An 18,984-nucleotide genomic window follows, 5' to 3' on the forward strand; every position below is an offset into this window, starting at 1 on the left:
CACCACGGATGCCGCGTTTCACCCTGATCTCTGCTGTCTACAACGTCGGACGCTACCTGCCCGATTTCCTCGGTTCGCTCGATGGGCAGACGGTCGACCACAGCGAGGTCGAGATCGTCCTCGTCAACGACGGGTCGACGGATGCGTCTGCTGACATCATCGCAGAGTGGAAGGCAACCACCGACTACTCGGTGATCGTCGTCGATCAGGCCAACGCCGGTCAGTCGGCGGCGCGCAACGCCGGCCTCGACCATGCTCACGGCACATGGGTCAGCTTCCCCGATCCCGATGACATCCTCGACCCGGCGTATCTGGCGTCGGTCCGCGCCAACCTCATCGCGAACGATCAGGCGGCACTCGCAGCTGCCCACCTCGTCGACTTCTGGGAGGCAGAGGGCGAGATCCGCGACTCGCATCCGCTGCGTTTCCGGTTCAGAGGGGGCACGCAGGTCGTCGACCTCGACCGGTTCCCCAGGAACATCCACCTCCACGCCTCTTCCGCGTTCTTCCGCCGCGACCGCGTCGACGAGTTCGGGATCCGGTTCGACTCCCGTATCAAGCCGGTGTTCGAAGACGCCCATTTCGTGCAGAGCTACCTGCTCTCGAGCCCTGTTCGCTCGGTGATCTTCGATGACGATGCCCGCTACCTCTACCGGCGTCGCGCCGATGGCACGTCGACCCTGCAGACGAGCGGCATCGACGCGAGACGCTACACGGATGTCCTGCGCTACGGGCTCCTCGACCTCCTGCGCCGGGCCGCAGCTGACGGACCTGTTCCGCGCTGGCTGCAGAACACGGTTCTCTACGACCTGTTCTGGATCCTCCGCGCCGAGGAATCCCTGTCCCCGAAGACAGGTCACCTGCCCTCAGCAGCCGCGGACGAATTCTGCGTGCTCATGACGGAGATCTGCTCACTCCTCGACCCCGACACAATTGACGCTTTCGACCTCATCAAAGTATCGCTAACCCAACGAGAGATCCTTCTCCACGGGTTCGCCGATCGCGATTGGTATTGGGACTTCGTTCAGGTAGAGGAGTTCGATGAGAAGAAGAAACTCGTCAAACTCAGATACCACTACACGGGTGAGCAACCGACGGAGTTAATCAATTTCCGGGGTCTCAATGCCGAACCGATGTATGCCAAGACTCGCGCGATCAAGTACCTCGGGCGACCGCTCATCTTTGAACGGATCCTCTGGATGAGTGCACGCGGAACCATCACCGTGAACCTCAATGGCGTCGACGTACCGATCAACGAGACGCCACCGCATGCGAAGAAGTTCGTTCTGCGGCCATCCCGCTCAGCTGCGTTGGGCGCGAGGAAGGCCACCCCGTCGAACCGTCGTCGGCGACACAGGGTGTCCGCCTCTGACCGTACCGTGTCAGCAATGGCCGACTCAGCGTTCCTTCGCCGTAAATTCACCGGAGCATGGGTGTTCATGGACCGCCCCGACCGTGCTGGTGATAACGCCGAGCATCTATTCAAGTACATGCGGGCCCGCCATAGAAGTCGCAATGCTTGGTTCGTCGTCTCCAAGGACTCACGGGATTGGAACCGGCTCAAATCAGAAGGGGTCGACCGGCTCATTGCCTACGGTTCGCCTCTTTGGAAGTCCCTCTGCCTCAACGCCGAAGTACTCGCCTCCTCTCACATCGACGCAGATATCCTCACCCCGTTCGTGCTCGGAAATGGCCGCAGACCTCAGTGGGACCACGTCTTCCTCCAACACGGGGTGACGATGAATGATCTGTCTGCGTGGCTGAACACCAAACGTCCCCGATTGGTCATCACGACAACGGATCCCGAACACCGATCAATCGTCGGAGATGGCAGCTCATACAATCTCAGCACGAAGGAGACGGTTATGGCTGGGATGCCTCGGTATGACCGGTTGAATGACCTCGATGCGAATTCGACTGCCACCCGGTCCTCGACGATCACAATCATGCCGACCTGGCGCAAGCAGTTGGATGATGAACTGAGCTCGATCACCGATCCCGAAACCAGGTTCGAAGCCTTCCGGCAGTCGCAATGGTGGAGCCAGTGGTCCCTACTTCTGAATTCGCCCTCTCTTCGCGAGACCGCAGTTGCCAATTCGATGTCGATCAGATTCGTGCCACACCCTCGGCTCGAGTCATTCATTCCGCCGAACGCATTGCCGGATTACGTCGACGTGGCACATCATTCGAGTAACGACTTCCAGTCAATGCTGGTCGAAGCCTCAGTGCTCGTCACCGACCTGTCCTCTGTCGCGTTTGATGCGGCCTTCATCGATCGTCCGGTCGTGTACTTCCAATTCGATACGGAGTCGATCTACGGCGGAGGCCATACTACGAAACCCGGATACTTCTCGTTTGAGAACGATGGGTTCGGTCCGGTTGTCTCCACTGTCGCCGAGGCGGTCGATGCGATCGGTTCGCTCATTTCAGGCGACGATCCTCGTATTGCGGAGTTCGCGGAGCGCCGAAAGGCAACGTTCACGCTTCCGAAGACCGGCAACTGCGAACGGACGTACAAGGCGATCGTGCGGTCTCTCAAGTTGGTCTCGCCGAAGGACGGAACGACGCTCAGGCCCAGTCCGACGGCACAGCCCACCCGGTATCTCGACGAGCCGTCACGACCCGACTCCTCGCTGAAATCAGAGCCAGTCGCTCACACGGCGGCCGAGCGCGAATCGACGCCAGACGTCGTGCTGCGAGCGACGACCGGACTAGTGAAGCCGACAGCTGACGAGGACCCGGCGAAGACCGCACCCGCAGGTTGATATCGAGGTCGGTGGCTGCCTCCGAACCTCGGCGATGAGCCTGTGCCCGTGTGCTCTCGTTCGCCATTGGCAATGTCAGTTCCTCAATTCGCGCGCTTGCGGTCAACCGACAAGAGCACGGTCTACCGACAGTTATGCGGTGAACCGACAGCGGCACGGTGAACCGTTCTCCGGGCATTGCTTAGGTGGAGGATCCCACTCGATTTTCGGCCGATCTTCGAGTGGGATCCACCATTTTGGGGCATCCTCGCGCTGCTTCGCTCTACTTCGCCGACGGGCGCATCCCGCGCACGTCCGCCACCCCCGCGACTTGACAGAGACGCCGATCACAACGATATTTATTGACCAGATGGTCGTTTATTCCGACCCCGCTTCCTGCCCGAGTCACCCCAAGGGTCGGGCGACGGAGACAGTGCATTGCAGCGACTCGAGGAGGAGCCTGACATGGCGACGACCCGCACCGACGACGTTCCGACCGCGTCTGCGGCAGGCGAGACCACCGCAGACGATCGCAGCGAAGGGCACGCCTCCAGCACAACCGACGCCACAGCCTCGGCGCCGGGCACCACAAACGAAGCCGACCCCAATGTCGCCGGCCAAGCCGAACGAGAAGCCAAGCCGGGCATCGGAAACGAAGCGAACACCGGGCCCGCCGCGATGTACGCCAACGACCGGGCCTCCCAGCATCTCGGCATCACACTCGACGACCACGGTCCCGGCTGGGCGCAGTGCTCGATGACGGTCACCGACATCATGGCCAACGGCCACGAGATCACCCACGGCGGCTACATCTTCCTCTTCGCCGACACGACGTTCGCGATGGCGTGCAACTTCTCCGGCTCGGTCACCGTCGCCTCGGGCGGAGACATCACCTTCCTCAAGCCCACGCGCGTCGGCGACCACCTCGTCGCCCATGGCCGGGAGGTCGTCAAGCAGGGCCGCTCGGGCATCTACGACGTCGAGGTCAGACGCGACGACGAGATCATCGCCGTCTACCGCGGACGCTCCCGCACCCTGCCCGCACCCAAGCCCACCACCTGATCCGCGGTCCGCGCCCACCCGGCGTGACCCGTGACGCGCCGCCACCTCGGCGCTCTGACTCTCCGCACCTGCAGCCCCACTGCAGGCAGCCCCCGCAACGAACCACAGGAGACCACGATGACCGCAACCGACACTGACGCCGGTGCGACGATGAGCCTCGATGAGCTGCGCGCCCATCAGCTCGCCAACCTCAAGACCACGGTGACGACCGTCTACGAGAAGGTGCCGCACTACCGGAAGGCGTTCGACGACCTCGGCGTGGTCCCCTCCGACATCACGAGCCTTGACGACATCGCGAAGCTGCCGTTCACGAACAAGCAGGACCTGCGGGAGAACTACCCGTTCGGGCTCTTCGCCGTCCCGCGCGAGGACGTCGCGCGCATCCACGCCTCCTCGGGCACGACCGGTCTGCCCACGGTCGTCGGGTACACGCAGAACGACCTCGACGTGTGGAGCGGGCTGATCAAACACTCGATCCTCGGTGCGGGCGGCAGGCCCGGCCAGATGCTCCACAACGCGTACGGCTACGGGCTGTTCACCGGCGGACTCGGCGTCCACGGGGCCGAACGCCACGGCTTCACCGTCGTCCCGATCTCCGGGGGACAGACAGAACGCCAGGTCCAGCTCATCCAGGACTTCCAGCCCGACATCATCACCGCCACCCCGACCTACCTGCTCACGATCCTCGACGAGTTCCACAAGCAGGGCATCGACCCCACCTCGACGAGCCTCAAGGTCGCCATCTGCGGCGCCGAACCGTGGACGGACGAGATGCGCCGGGAGATCGAACGCTCCTTCGCCATCGACGCCGTCGACATCTACGGCCTCTCCGAGGTCATGGGCCCCGGCGTCGCGTGCGAATCCGCGGAGACGAAGGACGGCCCGACGATCTGGGAGGACCACTTCTACCCCGAGATCGTCGACCCCTTCACCGGCGAAGTGCTGCCCGACGGCGAGGAGGGCGAACTCGTCTTCACCTCCCTGACGAAGGAGGCGCTGCCGATCATCCGCTACCGCACCCACGACCTCGCGAGCCTGCTGCCGGGCACCGCGCACCCGAACTTCCGCCGCATCTCGCGCATCACAGGCCGTTCGGACGACCTCATCATCATCCGCGGCGTCAACGTCTACCCCGCCAACGTCGAGTCCGTGCTCTTCGAGTTCGAACACCTCAGCCCGCACTTCCAGCTCGTCCTCACCCGCCCGGGCCGGATGGACGAGGTCACCGTCGAAGTCGAATGCCGCGAGGGCGTCGACGCCGCCCAGCGTGAAGGGCTCGGCGTCCGGGTGGCGTCCCGGATCAAGGAGCGCCTGGGCGTCTCCTCGACCGTCGACGTCAAGGATCCCGGATCCCTGCCGCGCTCGGTCGGCAAGCTCAAACGCATCATCGACCGCCGCGAGAACATCCGCTAGGTCCGCTGTGACTCGGATCGCGGCACCGCCGGCTTCCGCTGATTAGACTGATTCCCATGTCCAAGAGCTCGTCACCTGCACAGACTCCGTCGACCGCGACGGAGTCCGTCGCCGGTGACCTCGCCGAGGCGGGAGCTGGGTCCGGATCCGCCGCCGAGGCGGGGGTCGGGTCGGAGCCGAAGCGGACCCGCCGCGGTCGTCCCGGCTACGACCGGGAGACGCTCATCAACAAGGCCACCGAGGTCTTCGTCTCCCGCGGCTACGACGGCACGTCGATGGACACGGTCGCCCGCGAGCTCGGGATCACGAAGTCGGCGATCTACCACCATGTGAAGTCGAAGGAGGAGCTGCTGCAGCTGGCGATCAACCGCGGCACCGACGCTCTCGCCTCGGCGGTGGAGTCCGAGTCCCACCGGCAGGATCTCAGCGCCCTCGAGCGCCTGCGCCACGCCGTCCACTCGAGCGTGCTCATCCTCATCGAATACCATCACTCGGTCACCCTGCTCCTGCGGGTGCGCGGGAACTCCGCGGTCGAACGCGACGCCCTCGAGCAGCGCCGGAAGATCGACATGAAGATCCGCGCGCTCGTCACCGCGGCGATCGAGGAGGGCGGCGTCCGCGCCGACTTCCCGCCGGGCCTCGTCACCCGCCTCCTCTTCGGCATGGTCAACTCGATCACCGAGTGGTACCGCCCGGGCTACCCCGTCGATCCGGAGACCATCGCCGAGGCGGTCACCGCGATGGCCTTCAACGGCCTCGCCGAATAGAGCGCGCACACGCGCCCGTGCGATCGGGGCCGCCGACAGTGCTGATCACGGTCGTTTCCGGCGTACTCTGACAGGGTGACCTCTCGGATCCTGTGGATTGCCGTCCTCGCCTCGTTCGTGGCGTTCCTCGACGGCACAATCGTCAACGTCGCCCTGCCCGCGATCGATCGCGAGCTCGGCGGCGGGCTCGTCACCCAGCAGTGGGTGGTCGACGGCTACTTCATTACGCTCGGGGCGATCATGCTCGTCGCCGGATCCATCAGCGACGCCTACGGCCGCAGCCTGGTGATGAGGATCGGCCTCATCGGCTTCGGCATCGCCTCGGTGATCATCACCGTCGCCCCCGATCCCTTCATCCTCATCGCCGCCAGGATGCTTCAGGGAGCTGCCGGCGCCTTTCTCGTGCCGAGCTCACTGGCGCTCATCAGTGCCCACTACTCCGGAGCCGCCCGCGCGAAGGCCATCGGCACCTGGACGGCACTGACCACGGGCGCGATGATCGTCGGACCGCTCATCGGCGGCCTCCTCGTCGACTTCGCGTCATGGCGCTTCGCCTTCCTCATCAACGTCATCCCGATCGCGATCACCCTGTGGCTCCTGCGCAAGGTTCCCGATCCTCCCCGCCGAGACAAGGCCCACATCGACATCCTCGGCGCTGTCCTCTCCATCCTCGGGCTCGGCGGCATGGTCTTCGGCCTCATCGAACAGCCCCGGCTGGGTTGGGGTCATCCGGCGATCCCGATCACCCTCCTCGGCGGGGGTGTGCTCTTCATCCTCTTCCTGCTGCGTCAACGGCGGGTGAGCGACCCGATCCTGCCGCTCGATCTGTTCCGGGCGCGGAACTTCTGGGTCGGCAACATCACGACGACGCTCATGTACGGGGCGCTCTCGCTCAACGGCTTCGTCCTCGCCATCTACCTGCAGGAGGATGCGGGGCTGACGGCGACGGCCGCCGGGCTCGCGAGCCTGCCGACGACGATCATGATGATCCTCTTCAGCTCCACGAGCGGACGACTGGCCGGGAAGTGGGGGCCGCGCCTGTTCATGGCCTTCGGCCCGATCCTCATGGGTGTGGGGTCGCTCATGTTGCTGCTCGTCAGCCAGGACTTCAACTACTGGTGGCAGGTGCTGCCGGCGATGATCGTCTTCGGCCTCGGGCTCGCCGCGACCGTCTCACCGCTGACGGCGACGATCCTCGGCGCGATCGAGGAGGAGCGCAGCGGGATCGCCAGCGCCGTGAACAATGCGATCTCCCGCGTCGCAGGGCTCATCGCCATCGCGCTCGTCGGCACGGTCGTCGGCGGCACCCTCGACCTCAGCGGCTTCTACCGCGCCGCCGTCTTCGTGTCCGTGCTCCTCATCGCCGGCGGGCTGGTCTCGCTGGTGGGAATCCGGAACCCGGCCGTGCCCGCCCCGGAGGAATCGCGCCCCTGACTGGGCTGACCACCGACGCAGCGAGTCGAGGACGCTCAGTGTCGATAATGCTCAGCAGAATCGACACCGCACGTCCTCGACTCGAGGAGTCAGCGCCCCCTCACTCCTTGGCGACGAGGGTGAGGACGTCGTAGTTGGCGACGGGTTCGCCGTCCTGGTTGACGACCTCGGCGTCCCAGCGGACCTCGCCGTACTCGTCGGTCTCGCGCGGGGTGATGCGCTTCGCGGTGAGCGTCACCTTGAGCTTGTCCCCTGGTGAGACGGGCGTGACGAAGCGCAGCCCCTCGAGGCCGTAGTTCGCGAGCACCGGCCCGGGATCCGGCTGGACGAAGAGACCCGCGGCGAAGGAGACGATGAGGTACCCGTGGGCGACGCGGCCGGGGAAGAACGGGTTCGCCGCTGCCGCCTCCTCGTCGGTGTGGGCGTAGAACGTGTCGCCGGTGAACTCGGCGAAGTGCGCGATGTCCTCGAGGGTGACCTCGCGCCACTCCGACTCCAGGGCATCCCCGATCTTCAGATCGGCCAGAGACTTGGTGAACGGATGCTCGCCGAGGTGGCGCTCGGCTCCCGCGACCCACTCCCCGCCGATCGCGGTGAGCATGTTCGGAGAGGCCTGGATCGCGGTGCGCTGCATGAAGTGTGTGATGCCCCGCAGACCACCCATCTCCTCTCCGCCTCCGGCGCGGCCGGGACCACCGTGGACGAGGGTGGGCAGCGGGGAGCCGTGCCCCGTCGACTCGTCGGCGTCGTCGCGGTCGAGGACGAGGATGCGCCCGTGCCAGGGAGCGACGGCGCGGACGAACTCCGCGGCGAACGCCGGGTCGTGGGTGACGACCGAGCCGACGAGGGACCCGCGCCCGCGAGCGGCGAGGTCGACCGCCTCGGCGAGGGTCGAGTACGTGATGAGTGTGGTCACGGGACCGAAGGCCTCGACGTCGTGGACGGCGTCGACCCACGGATCGTCGGCCTGGAGGACGGTCGGGGCGACGAACGCCCCGCCGAGGGAGGACGCGAGATCGTCCGAGGCCTCGCGACCGCCGGTGAGGAGGTGGGCACCGCCGGCGATGATCTCATCGACGGCGTCGAGGACGTCATCACGCTGCTTCGTCGAGATGACCGGGCCGAGTCGGGTCGACTTCTCCCGCGGGTCGCCAGCGGTCACGGTCGCGAGCTTCGCGGTCAGGGCCTCCCCGACGGCCTCGGCGTGCTCGGCGGGAACGAAGGTGCGCCGGATCGCGGTGCACTTCTGACCGGCCTTGACGGTCATCTCGGCGACGACGCTGTCGACGAAGAGGTCGAACTCGGGCGTGCCGGGGGCGGCATCGGGACCGAGGAGGGAGAAGTTGAGGGAGTCCGCCTCGGCGAAGAAGCGGGTGCCGCGTTCGGTCACGCAGTTCAGCGATGCGAGTCGGCGGGCGGTGCCGGCTGACCCGGTGAAGGCGATCGTGTCCTGCTCGGCGAGCAGATCGAAGAGCGGGGTGATGTCGCCGGTGACGACCTGGATCGCGCCCTCGGGCAGGAGCCCGGAGGCGAGCATGTCGGCGACGACGGCGCGGGTGAGGTGCGCGGAGTCGGTGGCGGGCTTGACGACGACGGGGACGCCGGCGACGAACATCGGGGCGAACTTCTCGAGCATGCCCCACACGGGGAAGTTGAAGGCGTTGATCTGCAGGGCGAGGCCCTGTCGGGAGGTGAGGATGTGACGGCCGACGAAGGTGCCGTTCTTCGACAGGCGCTCGACCCCGCCGTCGAGGAGGACCGTCGAGTTCGGCATCTGCCGCCTCGCGACGCCCGAGTACGTGAAGAGCGTGCCGATGCCGCCTTCGATGTCGACGAAGGCGTCGCGCTTCGTCGTGCCCGTGGTGAAGGAGATCTCGTGGTAGTCCTTCGCCCGTTCCATGAGGTACGCGCCGAGCTGCTTGAGGATGACCCCGCGCTGATGGAACGTCAGCTTCCCCAGCTCCCGGCCCCCGACCTCACGGGCGAAGTCGGCAACCGCAGTGAAGTCGATGCCGGCCGAGGAGACGCGGTGGAGGAGGTCCCCGGTCGTCGAGTCGCGGACGTCTCGCGCGTCGGCGGCCTCGCTCGGGGTGTGCCAGGTGCCGGCCGCGTAGGAACTGAGGGTCTCGGTCATGGGGGCCTCCCGTTGTCGGTTGGTCGCTCGAAGCCGCTCAGCCTCGTCGCCGCTGTCCTGCTGCGGCCCGGGACGCACCCGAGCTCGCCGATCAGTCCATATACTAACCAATCGGTCGGTAATTGTCATCGGGTGCTGGGGGCGGTTGCACCCGCCTGCCACGACGCCATCACGACCCTGATCCGCGGAATGCCATCGCAGAGCTTCCAATGCGACGACAATGGGCCCTACGCCACGGGAATCCCAAGCGCGTCTCGCACCTGCGCGAGCACCTCGGGACCCGACACTGCATCGGAAATGCTGCTCGTGTCGACTCGCACGATCGGACCCAACGCGAGCGGAGCGCTGCGTCGCCACAGATCCACGTCGTTCGGATCGTCTTCGTGGATGCCGTGGCGGTCGCGGTTCTCGTACCGCTCGACGGCCTCGTCGACCGGAGCATCGCACCACACCTCGACCACCGTCTCAGCTCCGGCGACCCTCAGCCCGTCCCTGACGGTCTCGAGATCGCGCTCACGGGCCCAGAACGACTCGACCACCACCGTGTCGTCGACCAGGGCGGCCAGTCGCCATGTCACCGTGTTCGCCAGCTCATGGACCGGTCCCCTGGGGAAGCGGTAGTCAACGGAATCGACGAGGCGTTCGAGCACTTCGTCCACGGACAGGAACGGAACACCTGCCGCCTCGGCGAGTTCGGCACCAAGCGTTGACTTGCCCGATGCGGGGATCCCATTCACCAGGATCACTGCTGTTGCCATTGTCCATCCTCTCCACTGCCCGCGGTCACACTCTCGGTGACGGTACCGGTCACGACAACCCTACGGAGCGAACGCAGGGAAACTGTGCATTCGACCGCCTGCAATCGGCGCGCCCCGCCAGTGGCGCGGGTCACCCTCGTCGGCTATGATCAAGCGCATTAACTGACCAAACAGTCACCAAAGGTCGACCCGAGGACACACGGCGGGCACAGCCGCCCGCCGGAGAGCACCCACGCAAGCCCACCGGAGAGCACAGCCGCTCCCCGCACAGCACCCGCGCTCGCCCCAGCGTCGACCTGACGGACTTCGGATTTCGATGGAGAGATCAGCCATGTCCACCGCCTCACCCACGTCCTCGACGATCACGCGCGAGGAGCGCAAGGTCCTCGCGGGCACCCTCGTCGGCACCACGATCGAGTGGTATGACTTCTTCATCTACGCCCAGGCAGCGGGCCTCATCCTCTCGGTGCAGTACTTCGGCCCGCTCGCCGCAGACAACCCGGCGCTCGGCCAGATCATGGCGTGGGCCTCGCTGGGCATCTCATTCCTCTTCCGGCCGCTCGGCGCGATCATCGCCGGCCACCTCGGCGATCGGATCGGACGCAAGCGGATGCTCGTCCTCACGCTCATCCTCATGGGCGCGGCGACCTCGCTCATCGGCCTCCTGCCGACGTACGCGGCGATCGGCGTGGCAGCGCCGATCCTCCTCACCCTGCTGCGCATCCTCCAGGGCTTCTCGGCCGGCGGCGAATGGGGCGGCGCGGCACTGCTCTCAGTCGAACACGCCCCCGACGACAAACGCGGCATCTTCGGGGCCTACCCACAGATCGGCGTGCCCGTGGGCATGATCCTCGCGACCGGAGTCATCTGGATCCTCACCACCGTGCTCACTCCGGAGCAGTTCGCGAGCTTCGGCTGGAGGATCCCGTTCCTCTTCTCCGTCGTCCTCGTCGTCGTCGGCTACTACATCCGCAAGCAGGTCGAGGAGAGCCCCGTCTTCGCCGAGCTCGCCGAACGCCGCGCCGAGTCCTCGGCTCCGCTCGGCACCCTGTTCCGGAAGAACACGAAGGAGGTCGTGCTCGCCGCGGTCATCTTCATCGGCAACAACGCCGTCGGCTACATGATCATCGCGTTCTTCGCCGCGTACGCCTCCCGCCCCCTCGCCGAGGGCGGCATGGTCGGCCTCGACCGCGCCCCCGTGCTGCTCGCGACAACGCTCGCGAGCTTCGGCTGGCTGATCTTCACGATGTGGGGCGGGGCGCTCTCCGACCGACTCGGTCGCGTCCGCACCTTCCAGATCGGCTACATCCTCCTCATCCTCTGGCTCATCCCGACGTTCCTCATGATCGATTCCAAGAGCATCTGGATGTACGGCATCGGCATCTTCGTCCTCACCGTCGGCATGGGGCTCAGCTACGGCCCGATGTCGGCGATGTACGCGGAGATGTTCCCGCCGCAGGTCCGCTACTCCGGAGTGTCGATCGGGTATGCGCTCGGCGCGATCCTCGGCGGGGCGTTCGCCCCGACCATCGCCGAGACCCTGCTCGCGAAGACCGGCAACTCCCTGTCGATCGCGATCTACCTCATCATCGTCTGCGTCATCTCCCTCATCGGCGTCAGCCTCGTCAAGGAGACGAAGGGAAACCCCCTCGGCGTGCCCAAGCACCACTGAGTCTGCGGACCCATCCCCTCGCCGAGGCGGCCGACCGTAACCGCGCAGCCTCGGTGAGGGTGATCGCCCACCTCGCCGAGGTGAGCCGACGACGCTCGTGCACGTGTTTGCTAGCCTGAGCGCATGGTCGACAGCGATGTCTGGACACGCGAGCAGGCGCAGAACTACGACGATGCCGAGGATCCGATGTTCGCCCCGGCGCTCCTCACAGCGACGACGGCCTTCCTCGCCGAGGCGGCGGCCGGGGGAAGCGCCGTCGAGTTCGCGATCGGGACCGGGCGGGTCGCGATCCCCCTGCACGAGCGCGGAGTCCCGGTCTCGGGCATCGAGCTCTCGGAGCCGATGGCCGAGCGCCTCCGGCAGAAGGCCCCCGACATCCCGGTGACGATCGGCGACATGACGTCGACGCATGTAGCCGGAGGGCACTCGCTCGTCTACCTCGTCTACAACACGATCGGCAATCTCGTCACCCAGGACGCGCAGGTCGCCTGCTTCGCCAACGCTGCCTCCCATCTGCGTCCGGGCGGACGCTTCGTCATCGAGAACACCGTCCCACCCCTGCGACGGCTGCCGCCGGGCCAGACCGCTGTCCCCTTCGACGTCACCGACGAGCACGTCGGCTTCGACACCCTCGACCCCATCACGCAGCGGGCGACCTCGCACCATCTCACGAGGGACGGCGCGACCTTCCGCTATTCACCGCACCACTTCCGCTACGTGTGGCCCTCCGAACTCGACCTCATGGCCCGTCTCGCCGGGCTCGAGCCCGAAGGGCGCTTCGCCGACTGGGAGAGGACGCCGTTCACCGCCGAGAGCCCCTCACACGTTTCCGTCTGGAGGAAGCCGTGACGCACCCGGACCCGCTCACCTACCCCGACATCGAAGCGGCCGCCGAACGGATCACCGGTCGCGTCCGCCCCCTCGCGGTCGCCTCGGCGCAGCCAGGACGCCGCCCGCACGCGGAGACGGACACGGGCGCGACGTGGGTCGCTCCCCCGACGAGCGACCCCGAGGCCTCGGGTCTCTACTTCGCGCTCGAGTTCATGCAGTACACGGGGACGTTCAAGGCGCGCGGGGCGCAGAACTTCATCCGCCCCCACCTCGCCGAGGGGACGTTCCCCGATGCGGGTATGACGATCGCCTCCGGCGGGAACGCGGGACTCGCATGCGCGTGGGCCGCCGCGGAGGCCGGGGTCCCGGCGACGGTGTTCGTCCCCGCGAACGCCCCGACCGTCAAGGTCGATCGGCTGCGCTCGTACGGTGCCGAGGTCCGGCAGGTCGGAGCCGAGTACGCCGAGGCGGCGCTGGCGTGTGCGGAGTTCGCGGAGTCCTCGGGGGCTCTGTCCTCGCACGCGTACGACCACCCGCTCATCGCCGCAGGAGCGGGGACCGTGTTCACGGAGCTGCTCGCGCAGGTGCCCGATCTCGACACCGTCGTCGTCTCCGTCGGCGGGGGCGGACTCTTCGCGGGTGTCGCGACGGCGGCGACGTTCCACGGGGTGCGAACGGTCGCCGTCGAACCCGTCGGCAGCCGCGCCTTCAATGCCGGACTCGAGGCCGGCCAGCCCGTCGACGTCGCCGTCGACTCGGTGGCGGCGGATTCCCTCGGGGCGCGGCGGGCCACTCCCCTGGCGCTGGACGCCGCGCAGACCGATCTCGTCACCTCGGTGCTCGTACGCGACGAGGAGATCATCGCGGCACGCCGACATCTGTGGGCCGACCATCGTCTCGTCGTCGAACATGCCGCGGCAGCCGCGCTCGCAGGGATCCGCAGTGCGGAGGGCTACGTGCCCGAGCCCGGTGAGAAGGTCGGTGTCGTCCTCTGCGGGGCGAACACGGGCTTCGACGGGCTCACCTAGCCGCGGTGCCGGGCCCGAAGACCTCGGCTCGGCGGAGGCAGCCGGCAAGGTCGTGGGTGAGGTCGAGGGCATCGAGTTCGGCCTCGGCGAACCAGCGCGCCTCGGCGGCGTCGTCGCCGGCGGAGAGCTCACCGCCGATGACGGTGGCTGCGAAGTCGTGGACGTCGTACTCGACTCCGTCGCCGATCGGGATCGTCAGCGACCAGAGCTCGCGGCCGATCTCGACGCGCAGCCCGGTCTCTTCGTACGCTTCCCGGGCAGCCGCCTCGGCGAAGGACTCACCGGGTTCGCACTTGCCTCCGGGCACGGACCATCGTCCCTTGTCGGGGTTCCTGCCGCGCTGGACGAGGAGCACGCGCGACCGGTCGTCGACGATGACGACGCTGGCCGCGCGGATCATCGTCACGGAGTCGGGCGCTGCCGATCCTTCGAACGGAAGGCGCCCTTGATGAAGCCGAAGACGATCGCGGCGACGGCGATGACGATGACCGCCTTGACGAGGAACCACGCGATCGAGAACACGGCGCTGACGATCCACCACGCGATGATGATCGCGAGGATCGCGCCGAGGACGCTCCAGACTGTGCTCATCTTCATGGCTCCAGCCTAGGTCTCGGCTGCACCGATCTGCAACGGAGCCGCCCGCAATGAGCCGACCCGCACTGCGGCGGTCGGGTCACCGCACTGAGGCGGTCGAGTCACTCCTCCTCGTCGGCGCGGGAGGCCGGGTCGAGCCCGTCCTTGCGCCGTTCGTCCTGCGAGCCCTGGTCGTCGACGTCGCCGTCGGTGTCGGCGAAGACCTCGTCGCGCATCTCCTGGCGGGCCTTGTCCTGCTCGAAGCGGTCCTCGCGCAGTTCGTCGTTGTCCTTGTGATGTCCCATCGGGTCCTCACTTCCCTCGACCGGCGGGCGACGCTCGCCCGTCCCCACAGTCTGCCCGTCTCTGGGCGTCCGCACCAGACCCCTTGTCGGGGAATCACGACCCTGTGTCGGCGATCCCCGTGTCAGACATCGGCGGTGTCCCCGGCAGACCACGGCGGCGTCCGCTCACCTGAAGGCGACTCTAGACCACGGCACTGCCCGCGGCCGGCATCGTCCGCACCGCTCGCGCCGACCAGCGGCCGTCTGCGTGGCCGACCTCGATCGGATGCTCGAAGGCGGCGGAGACGGCCTCGGTGGTGAGCACCTCGGCGATCGGGCCGTTGGCGGTGAGCCGACCGCGGGAGATGATCACGGCGTGCGTGGTCGTTTCGGGGATCTCCTCAAGGTGATGGGTGACGAGCAGCGTCGTCAGCTCCGGCGAGCTCACCGACAGGGCGTCGATGGTCTCGAGCAGCTGCTCGCGGGCGGCGACGTCGAGGCCAGTCGTCGGTTCGTCGAAGAGGAGGAGTTCGGGCGCCGAGACGAGAGCGCGGGCGACGAGCGCGCGACCCCGCTCGCCCTGGGAGAGGATCCGCCACCCGGCGTCGGCCCGGGAGGCCAGACCCACCTCGGCGATCATCGCTTCGGCACGCGCGATCTCCTCAGGGTTCGCCTCCCACCGCAGAGGCCGCTCGATCGTCCCGGTCACCCCGGTGAGGACGACGTCGCGGACGGTGAGGTTCGACCGCAGTGGATGCCGGGGATTGACGTGCCCGATGTGCCGTCGCAGGGCCGCGAGCTCGACCCTGCCCATCCGCCTGCCGAGGACGTCTACCGTGCCCGAGGTCGGGAACACCTGCGCCGAGGCGAAGCTGAGCAGCGTCGACTTCCCCGCTCCGTTCGGTCCGAGGAGGACCCAGTGTTCGCCGCGGTCGATCCGCAGGTCGATGCGGTGGAGGATCTGCGTCTGCCCGCGCCTAAACGTCACCTCGCTGAGGTCGAGGACCGCCTCACCCACGTCGTCTCCTTCGCATCGTCGGGATCGCCGCGACCCGGATGGGGCCGCGTTCGTCCGGGCAGTGGCACTCGGGACCGGACGATGCGAGTCTAGGACGGAACCGCGCCGAGGCGGCCGGACCACCCGGACGCTGAGTTCCACATCATGGATCGGATGGGGTCGGTCCCGCCGAGGCAGCCCACGATTCCCGTCGTCAGTGCAGGTGAGGACGGTAGATGAGTTCCTGTGTGCGCCCGTCGAGGGTGCGGGAGTAGAGGAGTTCGAGGTCGAAGTCCTCGGTCCCGTCGAAGATCGGCTCGGTGCCGGTGCGGCCGGTGAGCGCCGGGAAGATCGTCACCTGGAGGCGGTCGACGAGTCCGGCCGCCATGAGGGAGCGGTTCATCGACAGGCTCCCGTGCGAGCGCAGCGGGACATCGGACTGCTCTTTGAGCCGGGCGACGACGTCGACGGCATCGCCGCGCACGAGCGTGGCGTCCGGCCAATCCAGGGGCTCCTCCAGCGTGTCCGAGATGACCGTCGTCGGCAGGTTCCGCATCTCTGTGACCCACGGGTCGAAGACGTCGTCGCCCTCACCGGCGTTCCTGACCATCGCCGCGAACGCCCGGTACGTGTTCGCGCCGAGCACGAGCCGCTGGTCGCCGGAGTACTCGCCGAGGCGCTCCTCGAGGAGTTCGGGTCCCTGCTTGCCCCAATAGCCGCCCCAGTCCGCGTCCTCGGTGACGCTCGCCCGCGAGTCGAGGCTGCTGAAGACATCGAACGTGTACGTGACGGTCATGGTTCCTCCCGAATCCGTCGTGCTTCGACAATAGTCCTCGAACCAGCGCAATGACAGGGAAACCTGAGACTGATCCGTCCCGGCTCGCCATGTGAACGACCTGTCACCGGGTCCGGACGAAAGGTTCCACATCATGGATTCCGTGCGGTGCGCTCAGAACCGCGCGCGATAATCGGAGCATGGGCAGCGGCGTGGACCCCGACGACCTGGGGCGGGTGAGGATGCGCGGGAAGATCCTGCGCCGATCGGCGTCGTTCAACGTCGCCCACGCCGTCGATGATCTCGAGCCGGGCACCGGAGCACAGAGCATCCAGCGGGCGCTGTCGCTGCTGGGCCTCGTCGGGCTGCTTGCCAGTGAACGCACGGGCGGGGCCGGGCTGTCGGAGATCGCGACGATCAGCGGACGTCCGAAGGCGAGCGTCCACCGCATGCTCCAGGCCCTCATCGCGATGGGCTACGTCGAACGCCTCGAGGAGGGCGGGTACCGCCTCGGCGTGCAGTCGCAGATCCTCGGTCAGCTCGCGCAGAAGTCCGTCGACCCGCTCGTCATCGAATCGGAGTCGAGCCTGCTGCGGCTGGCCGAGATCACTCAGGACACCGCTTTCCTCACCCTGCGCACCGGCAGCTTTGCGATCTGCGCACGGCGCGAGGAGGGCTTCGGCGACATCTTCAACAATGCCCTCGCCGTCGGCGACCGGCATCCGCTCGGGATCGGCGCGGGCAGTCTCGCGATCATGGCTGAACTCTCCCCCGCCGAGGTGGACGCCCTGTTCGAGGCGAACGAGCAGATCCTCGCCGAGCGGTACCCGAAGGTCCGCATCGACCAGCTGCGCGACATCATCGACCAGGCCCGCATCGACGGCTTCGTCCACAATCCCGGGCTCTTCGCGCAGGGTTCGTGGGCAGTCGGCGTCGCGCTCAGGGTCCGTGGGGGCCGTCCCCGCGCGGCCCTGTCGATCGCGTCGATCGCCGACCGCGTCACCGGTCAGCGGGTCGAGCACCTCGTCGCCCTGCTGCGGCGTGAGGCGAAGATCATCGCCGAGGCGCTCGCCGCCGACGCGGAGCCTGCGAGCTCAGAAGCCTCCGCCGAGACAGACACTTCGCGCCGAGACCGACAGTTCTGAGTGTCGGTCTCGGCGCGAAGTGTCCGTCTCGATGCCTCTCCCGTGGTCGAAGGGACCGCTGAGCGGCGAGCGCGCGCCTCCCAGCTGGCTCCCTCGCCATCAGGTGGTCCCCTCGGCGGGCGAGCGCAACGAGAGGGTCAGACGAAGGAGAGGTACTTCAGCTTCGCGAGCACCTCGGGGTTCGTCGGTTCGACCTGGTGGGAGCCGTCGGGGTAGACGACGACGGGGATGTTCGTCCTACCCGAGATCTCCTTCGCCTCATCGGCCTTCTCCGGCTCGACGACGAGGTCGATGTAGTCGAAGTCGACGCCGAGTTCGGTCAGCTGCTTCTTCGTGCGACGGCAGTCCCCGCACCACTCCGCCCCGTACATCGTGATGGTGTTCTCAGCCATGACCGTCCTTTCGCTCGGGCGCTCCAACGCGCGGTATCGCCGGAGTCGACCGGCGCATTCATTCGAACCGCGCACAGACACCGCCTATTCCGCGCGCCCGGAAGTTGAGACCGGCACCCCCGCCCCTCACCTCAGGACGACGGTCCGCTTCCCGTTGAGGAACACCCGGCCCTCGCAGTGCCACTTCACGGCGTTCGACAGCGCCTTGCATTCGGTGTCGCGGCCGGCGGCGACGAGGTCCTGCGGGCCGAAGGCGTGGTCGACCTCGGTGACGGCCTGCGCGATGATCGGCCCCTCGTCGAGCTCGCTGTTGACGAAGTGGGCGGTCGCCCCGACGGTCTTCACACCCCGCTCGTACGCCTGGTGGTAGGGCTTGGCGCCCTTGAACGAGGGGAGGAACGAGTGGTGGATGTTGATCGCCTTGCCCGTCAGCTCGCGTGCGAGGTCGTCGGAGAGCACCTGCATGTACCGGGCGAGGACGACGAGGTCGATCTCGAACCGATCGACGAGGTCGAGGAGCTTGCCCTCGGCCTCGGGCTTCGTCTCCGGGGTGACCGGGATCCGGAAGAACGGCACGTGATGCCATTCGACGAGCTCCCGGTGGTCGGGATGGTTCGACACGACTGCCGCGATGTCGACGGGCAGCTCTCCGATGCGCGCCCGGAAGAGGAGGTCGTTGAGGCAGTGCTCGAACTTCGAGACCATGACGAGCACGCGCCGCTTCTCCCCCTTCGGCCAGAGGTTCCACTTCGCGTCGAGGTCCGCGCCGAGCCTCTCGATCTCGGCACGCAGGTCCTCGAGGGCCTCGGGTTCGAGCTCGAACTCGACCCGGAGGAAGAACCGCCTGCTCAGCGCGTCGTCGAACTGCTTGAGCTCCCTGATGTCGCCGCCGTGGTCGAGCAGCGCCCCCGTGAGCGAGTGGACGATGCCCCGACGCTCATCGCATTCGAGGGAGAGGACGTATTCCGGCAT

The 18,984-nt window shown here is 67.1% G+C and carries 18 protein-coding genes; 9 read left to right on the plus strand and 9 right to left on the minus strand.

Features of this window, described 5'->3' with window-relative positions:
• Nucleotides 1–8 precede the first annotated feature (8 nt).
• The 5 genes from EZE58_RS08795 (at nt 9) to EZE58_RS08815 (ending at nt 7,420) form a co-directional block, all read left to right on the plus strand.
• Entirely contained in the window at nt 9–2,765 is a 2,757-nt protein-coding gene (locus EZE58_RS08795) for a CDP-glycerol glycerophosphotransferase family protein (protein ID WP_009380207.1), read from the plus strand.
• Nucleotides 2,766–3,209: 444 nt separating this feature from the next.
• On the plus strand, nt 3,210–3,806 hold the full coding sequence (gene paaI, locus EZE58_RS08800; protein WP_009379668.1) for a hydroxyphenylacetyl-CoA thioesterase PaaI: 597 nt from the start codon (nt 3,210–3,212) through the stop codon (nt 3,804–3,806).
• A gap of 117 nt (nt 3,807–3,923) precedes the next feature.
• Entirely contained in the window at nt 3,924–5,219 is a 1,296-nt protein-coding gene (gene paaK / locus EZE58_RS08805) for a phenylacetate--CoA ligase PaaK (protein WP_009379670.1), read from the plus strand.
• A gap of 56 nt (nt 5,220–5,275) precedes the next feature.
• Complete coding sequence (locus tag EZE58_RS08810; RefSeq protein WP_009379672.1) at nt 5,276–5,986, plus strand: TetR/AcrR family transcriptional regulator; 711 nt, start codon at nt 5,276–5,278, stop codon at nt 5,984–5,986.
• A gap of 75 nt (nt 5,987–6,061) precedes the next feature.
• Entirely contained in the window at nt 6,062–7,420 is a 1,359-nt protein-coding gene (locus tag EZE58_RS08815) for an MFS transporter (RefSeq protein ID WP_167560294.1), read from the plus strand.
• A gap of 100 nt (nt 7,421–7,520) precedes the next feature.
• Here EZE58_RS08815 and paaZ read toward each other — a convergent pair whose 3' ends face one another.
• Nucleotides 7,521–9,554, minus strand: a complete 2,034-nt coding sequence (gene paaZ, locus EZE58_RS08820; RefSeq protein ID WP_009379674.1) for a phenylacetic acid degradation bifunctional protein PaaZ — start codon at nt 9,552–9,554, stop codon at nt 7,521–7,523.
• 227 nt (nt 9,555–9,781) lie between these two features.
• On the minus strand, nt 9,782–10,312 hold the full coding sequence (locus EZE58_RS08825; protein WP_081591030.1) for an AAA family ATPase: 531 nt from the start codon (nt 10,310–10,312) through the stop codon (nt 9,782–9,784).
• Nucleotides 10,313–10,643: 331 nt separating this feature from the next.
• Here EZE58_RS08825 and EZE58_RS08830 point away from each other — a divergent pair, with 331 nt between their 5' ends.
• From EZE58_RS08830 to EZE58_RS08840, 3 genes are all read left to right on the plus strand, one after another.
• The gene (locus EZE58_RS08830) at nt 10,644–11,984 is read left to right on the plus strand and encodes an MFS transporter (RefSeq protein WP_082834837.1); all 1,341 of its coding nucleotides are present in this window, start codon (nt 10,644–10,646) and stop codon (nt 11,982–11,984) included.
• Between the two features lie 123 nt (nt 11,985–12,107).
• The gene (locus EZE58_RS08835) at nt 12,108–12,833 is read left to right on the plus strand and encodes a class I SAM-dependent methyltransferase (RefSeq protein ID WP_063248733.1); all 726 of its coding nucleotides are present in this window, start codon (nt 12,108–12,110) and stop codon (nt 12,831–12,833) included.
• Nucleotides 12,830–13,843: a serine/threonine dehydratase gene (locus EZE58_RS08840; RefSeq protein ID WP_063248734.1), complete on the plus strand. Its 1,014-nt coding sequence runs from the start codon at nt 12,830–12,832 to the stop codon at nt 13,841–13,843. The genes EZE58_RS08835 and EZE58_RS08840 overlap by 4 nt, the downstream gene beginning before the upstream one ends.
• Here EZE58_RS08840 and EZE58_RS08845 read toward each other — a convergent pair.
• The 5 genes from EZE58_RS08845 to EZE58_RS08865 all read right to left on the minus strand — a co-directional run bounded on the left by EZE58_RS08845 (nt 13,836) and on the right by EZE58_RS08865 (nt 16,496).
• Nucleotides 13,836–14,243 carry an NUDIX domain-containing protein gene (locus EZE58_RS08845; protein WP_167560348.1) on the minus strand — a complete coding sequence of 136 codons (408 nt, stop codon included), beginning with the start codon at nt 14,241–14,243 and terminating at the stop codon, nt 13,836–13,838. The genes EZE58_RS08840 and EZE58_RS08845 overlap by 8 nt on opposite strands.
• Before the next feature lie 2 nt (nt 14,244–14,245).
• Nucleotides 14,246–14,440, minus strand: a complete 195-nt coding sequence (locus tag EZE58_RS08850) for a hypothetical protein (protein WP_063248735.1) — start codon at nt 14,438–14,440, stop codon at nt 14,246–14,248.
• Nucleotides 14,441–14,541: 101 nt separating this feature from the next.
• Nucleotides 14,542–14,724 (minus strand): hypothetical protein, encoded by a 183-nt coding sequence (locus EZE58_RS08855; protein ID WP_009379686.1) that lies wholly within the window; start codon nt 14,722–14,724, stop codon nt 14,542–14,544.
• 181 nt (nt 14,725–14,905) lie between these two features.
• Entirely contained in the window at nt 14,906–15,721 is an 816-nt protein-coding gene (locus EZE58_RS08860) for an ATP-binding cassette domain-containing protein (RefSeq protein ID WP_167560297.1), read from the minus strand.
• A gap of 193 nt (nt 15,722–15,914) precedes the next feature.
• The gene (locus EZE58_RS08865; RefSeq protein WP_009379690.1) at nt 15,915–16,496 is read right to left on the minus strand and encodes a dihydrofolate reductase family protein; all 582 of its coding nucleotides are present in this window, start codon (nt 16,494–16,496) and stop codon (nt 15,915–15,917) included.
• A 179-nt stretch (nt 16,497–16,675) separates the two neighbouring features.
• Here EZE58_RS08865 and EZE58_RS08870 point away from each other — a divergent pair, with 179 nt between their 5' ends.
• Nucleotides 16,676–17,620 carry an IclR family transcriptional regulator gene (locus tag EZE58_RS08870; protein ID WP_009379692.1) on the plus strand — a complete coding sequence of 315 codons (945 nt, stop codon included), beginning with the start codon at nt 16,676–16,678 and terminating at the stop codon, nt 17,618–17,620.
• A 137-nt stretch (nt 17,621–17,757) separates the two neighbouring features.
• Here the strand turns inward: EZE58_RS08870 and EZE58_RS08875 are convergent, their stop codons facing one another.
• Together EZE58_RS08875 and purU are read right to left on the minus strand one after the other, a co-directional pair.
• Nucleotides 17,758–18,012 carry a glutaredoxin domain-containing protein gene (locus tag EZE58_RS08875; RefSeq protein ID WP_101624258.1) on the minus strand — a complete coding sequence of 85 codons (255 nt, stop codon included), beginning with the start codon at nt 18,010–18,012 and terminating at the stop codon, nt 17,758–17,760.
• 126 nt (nt 18,013–18,138) lie between these two features.
• Nucleotides 18,139–18,984, minus strand: a complete 846-nt coding sequence (purU, locus tag EZE58_RS08880) for a formyltetrahydrofolate deformylase (protein WP_009379701.1) — start codon at nt 18,982–18,984, stop codon at nt 18,139–18,141.

Origin of the sequence: Brevibacterium sp. LS14, from assembly GCF_012027885.1 — a bacterium.
Lineage (GTDB): Bacteria > Actinomycetota > Actinomycetes > Actinomycetales > Brevibacteriaceae > Brevibacterium > Brevibacterium casei.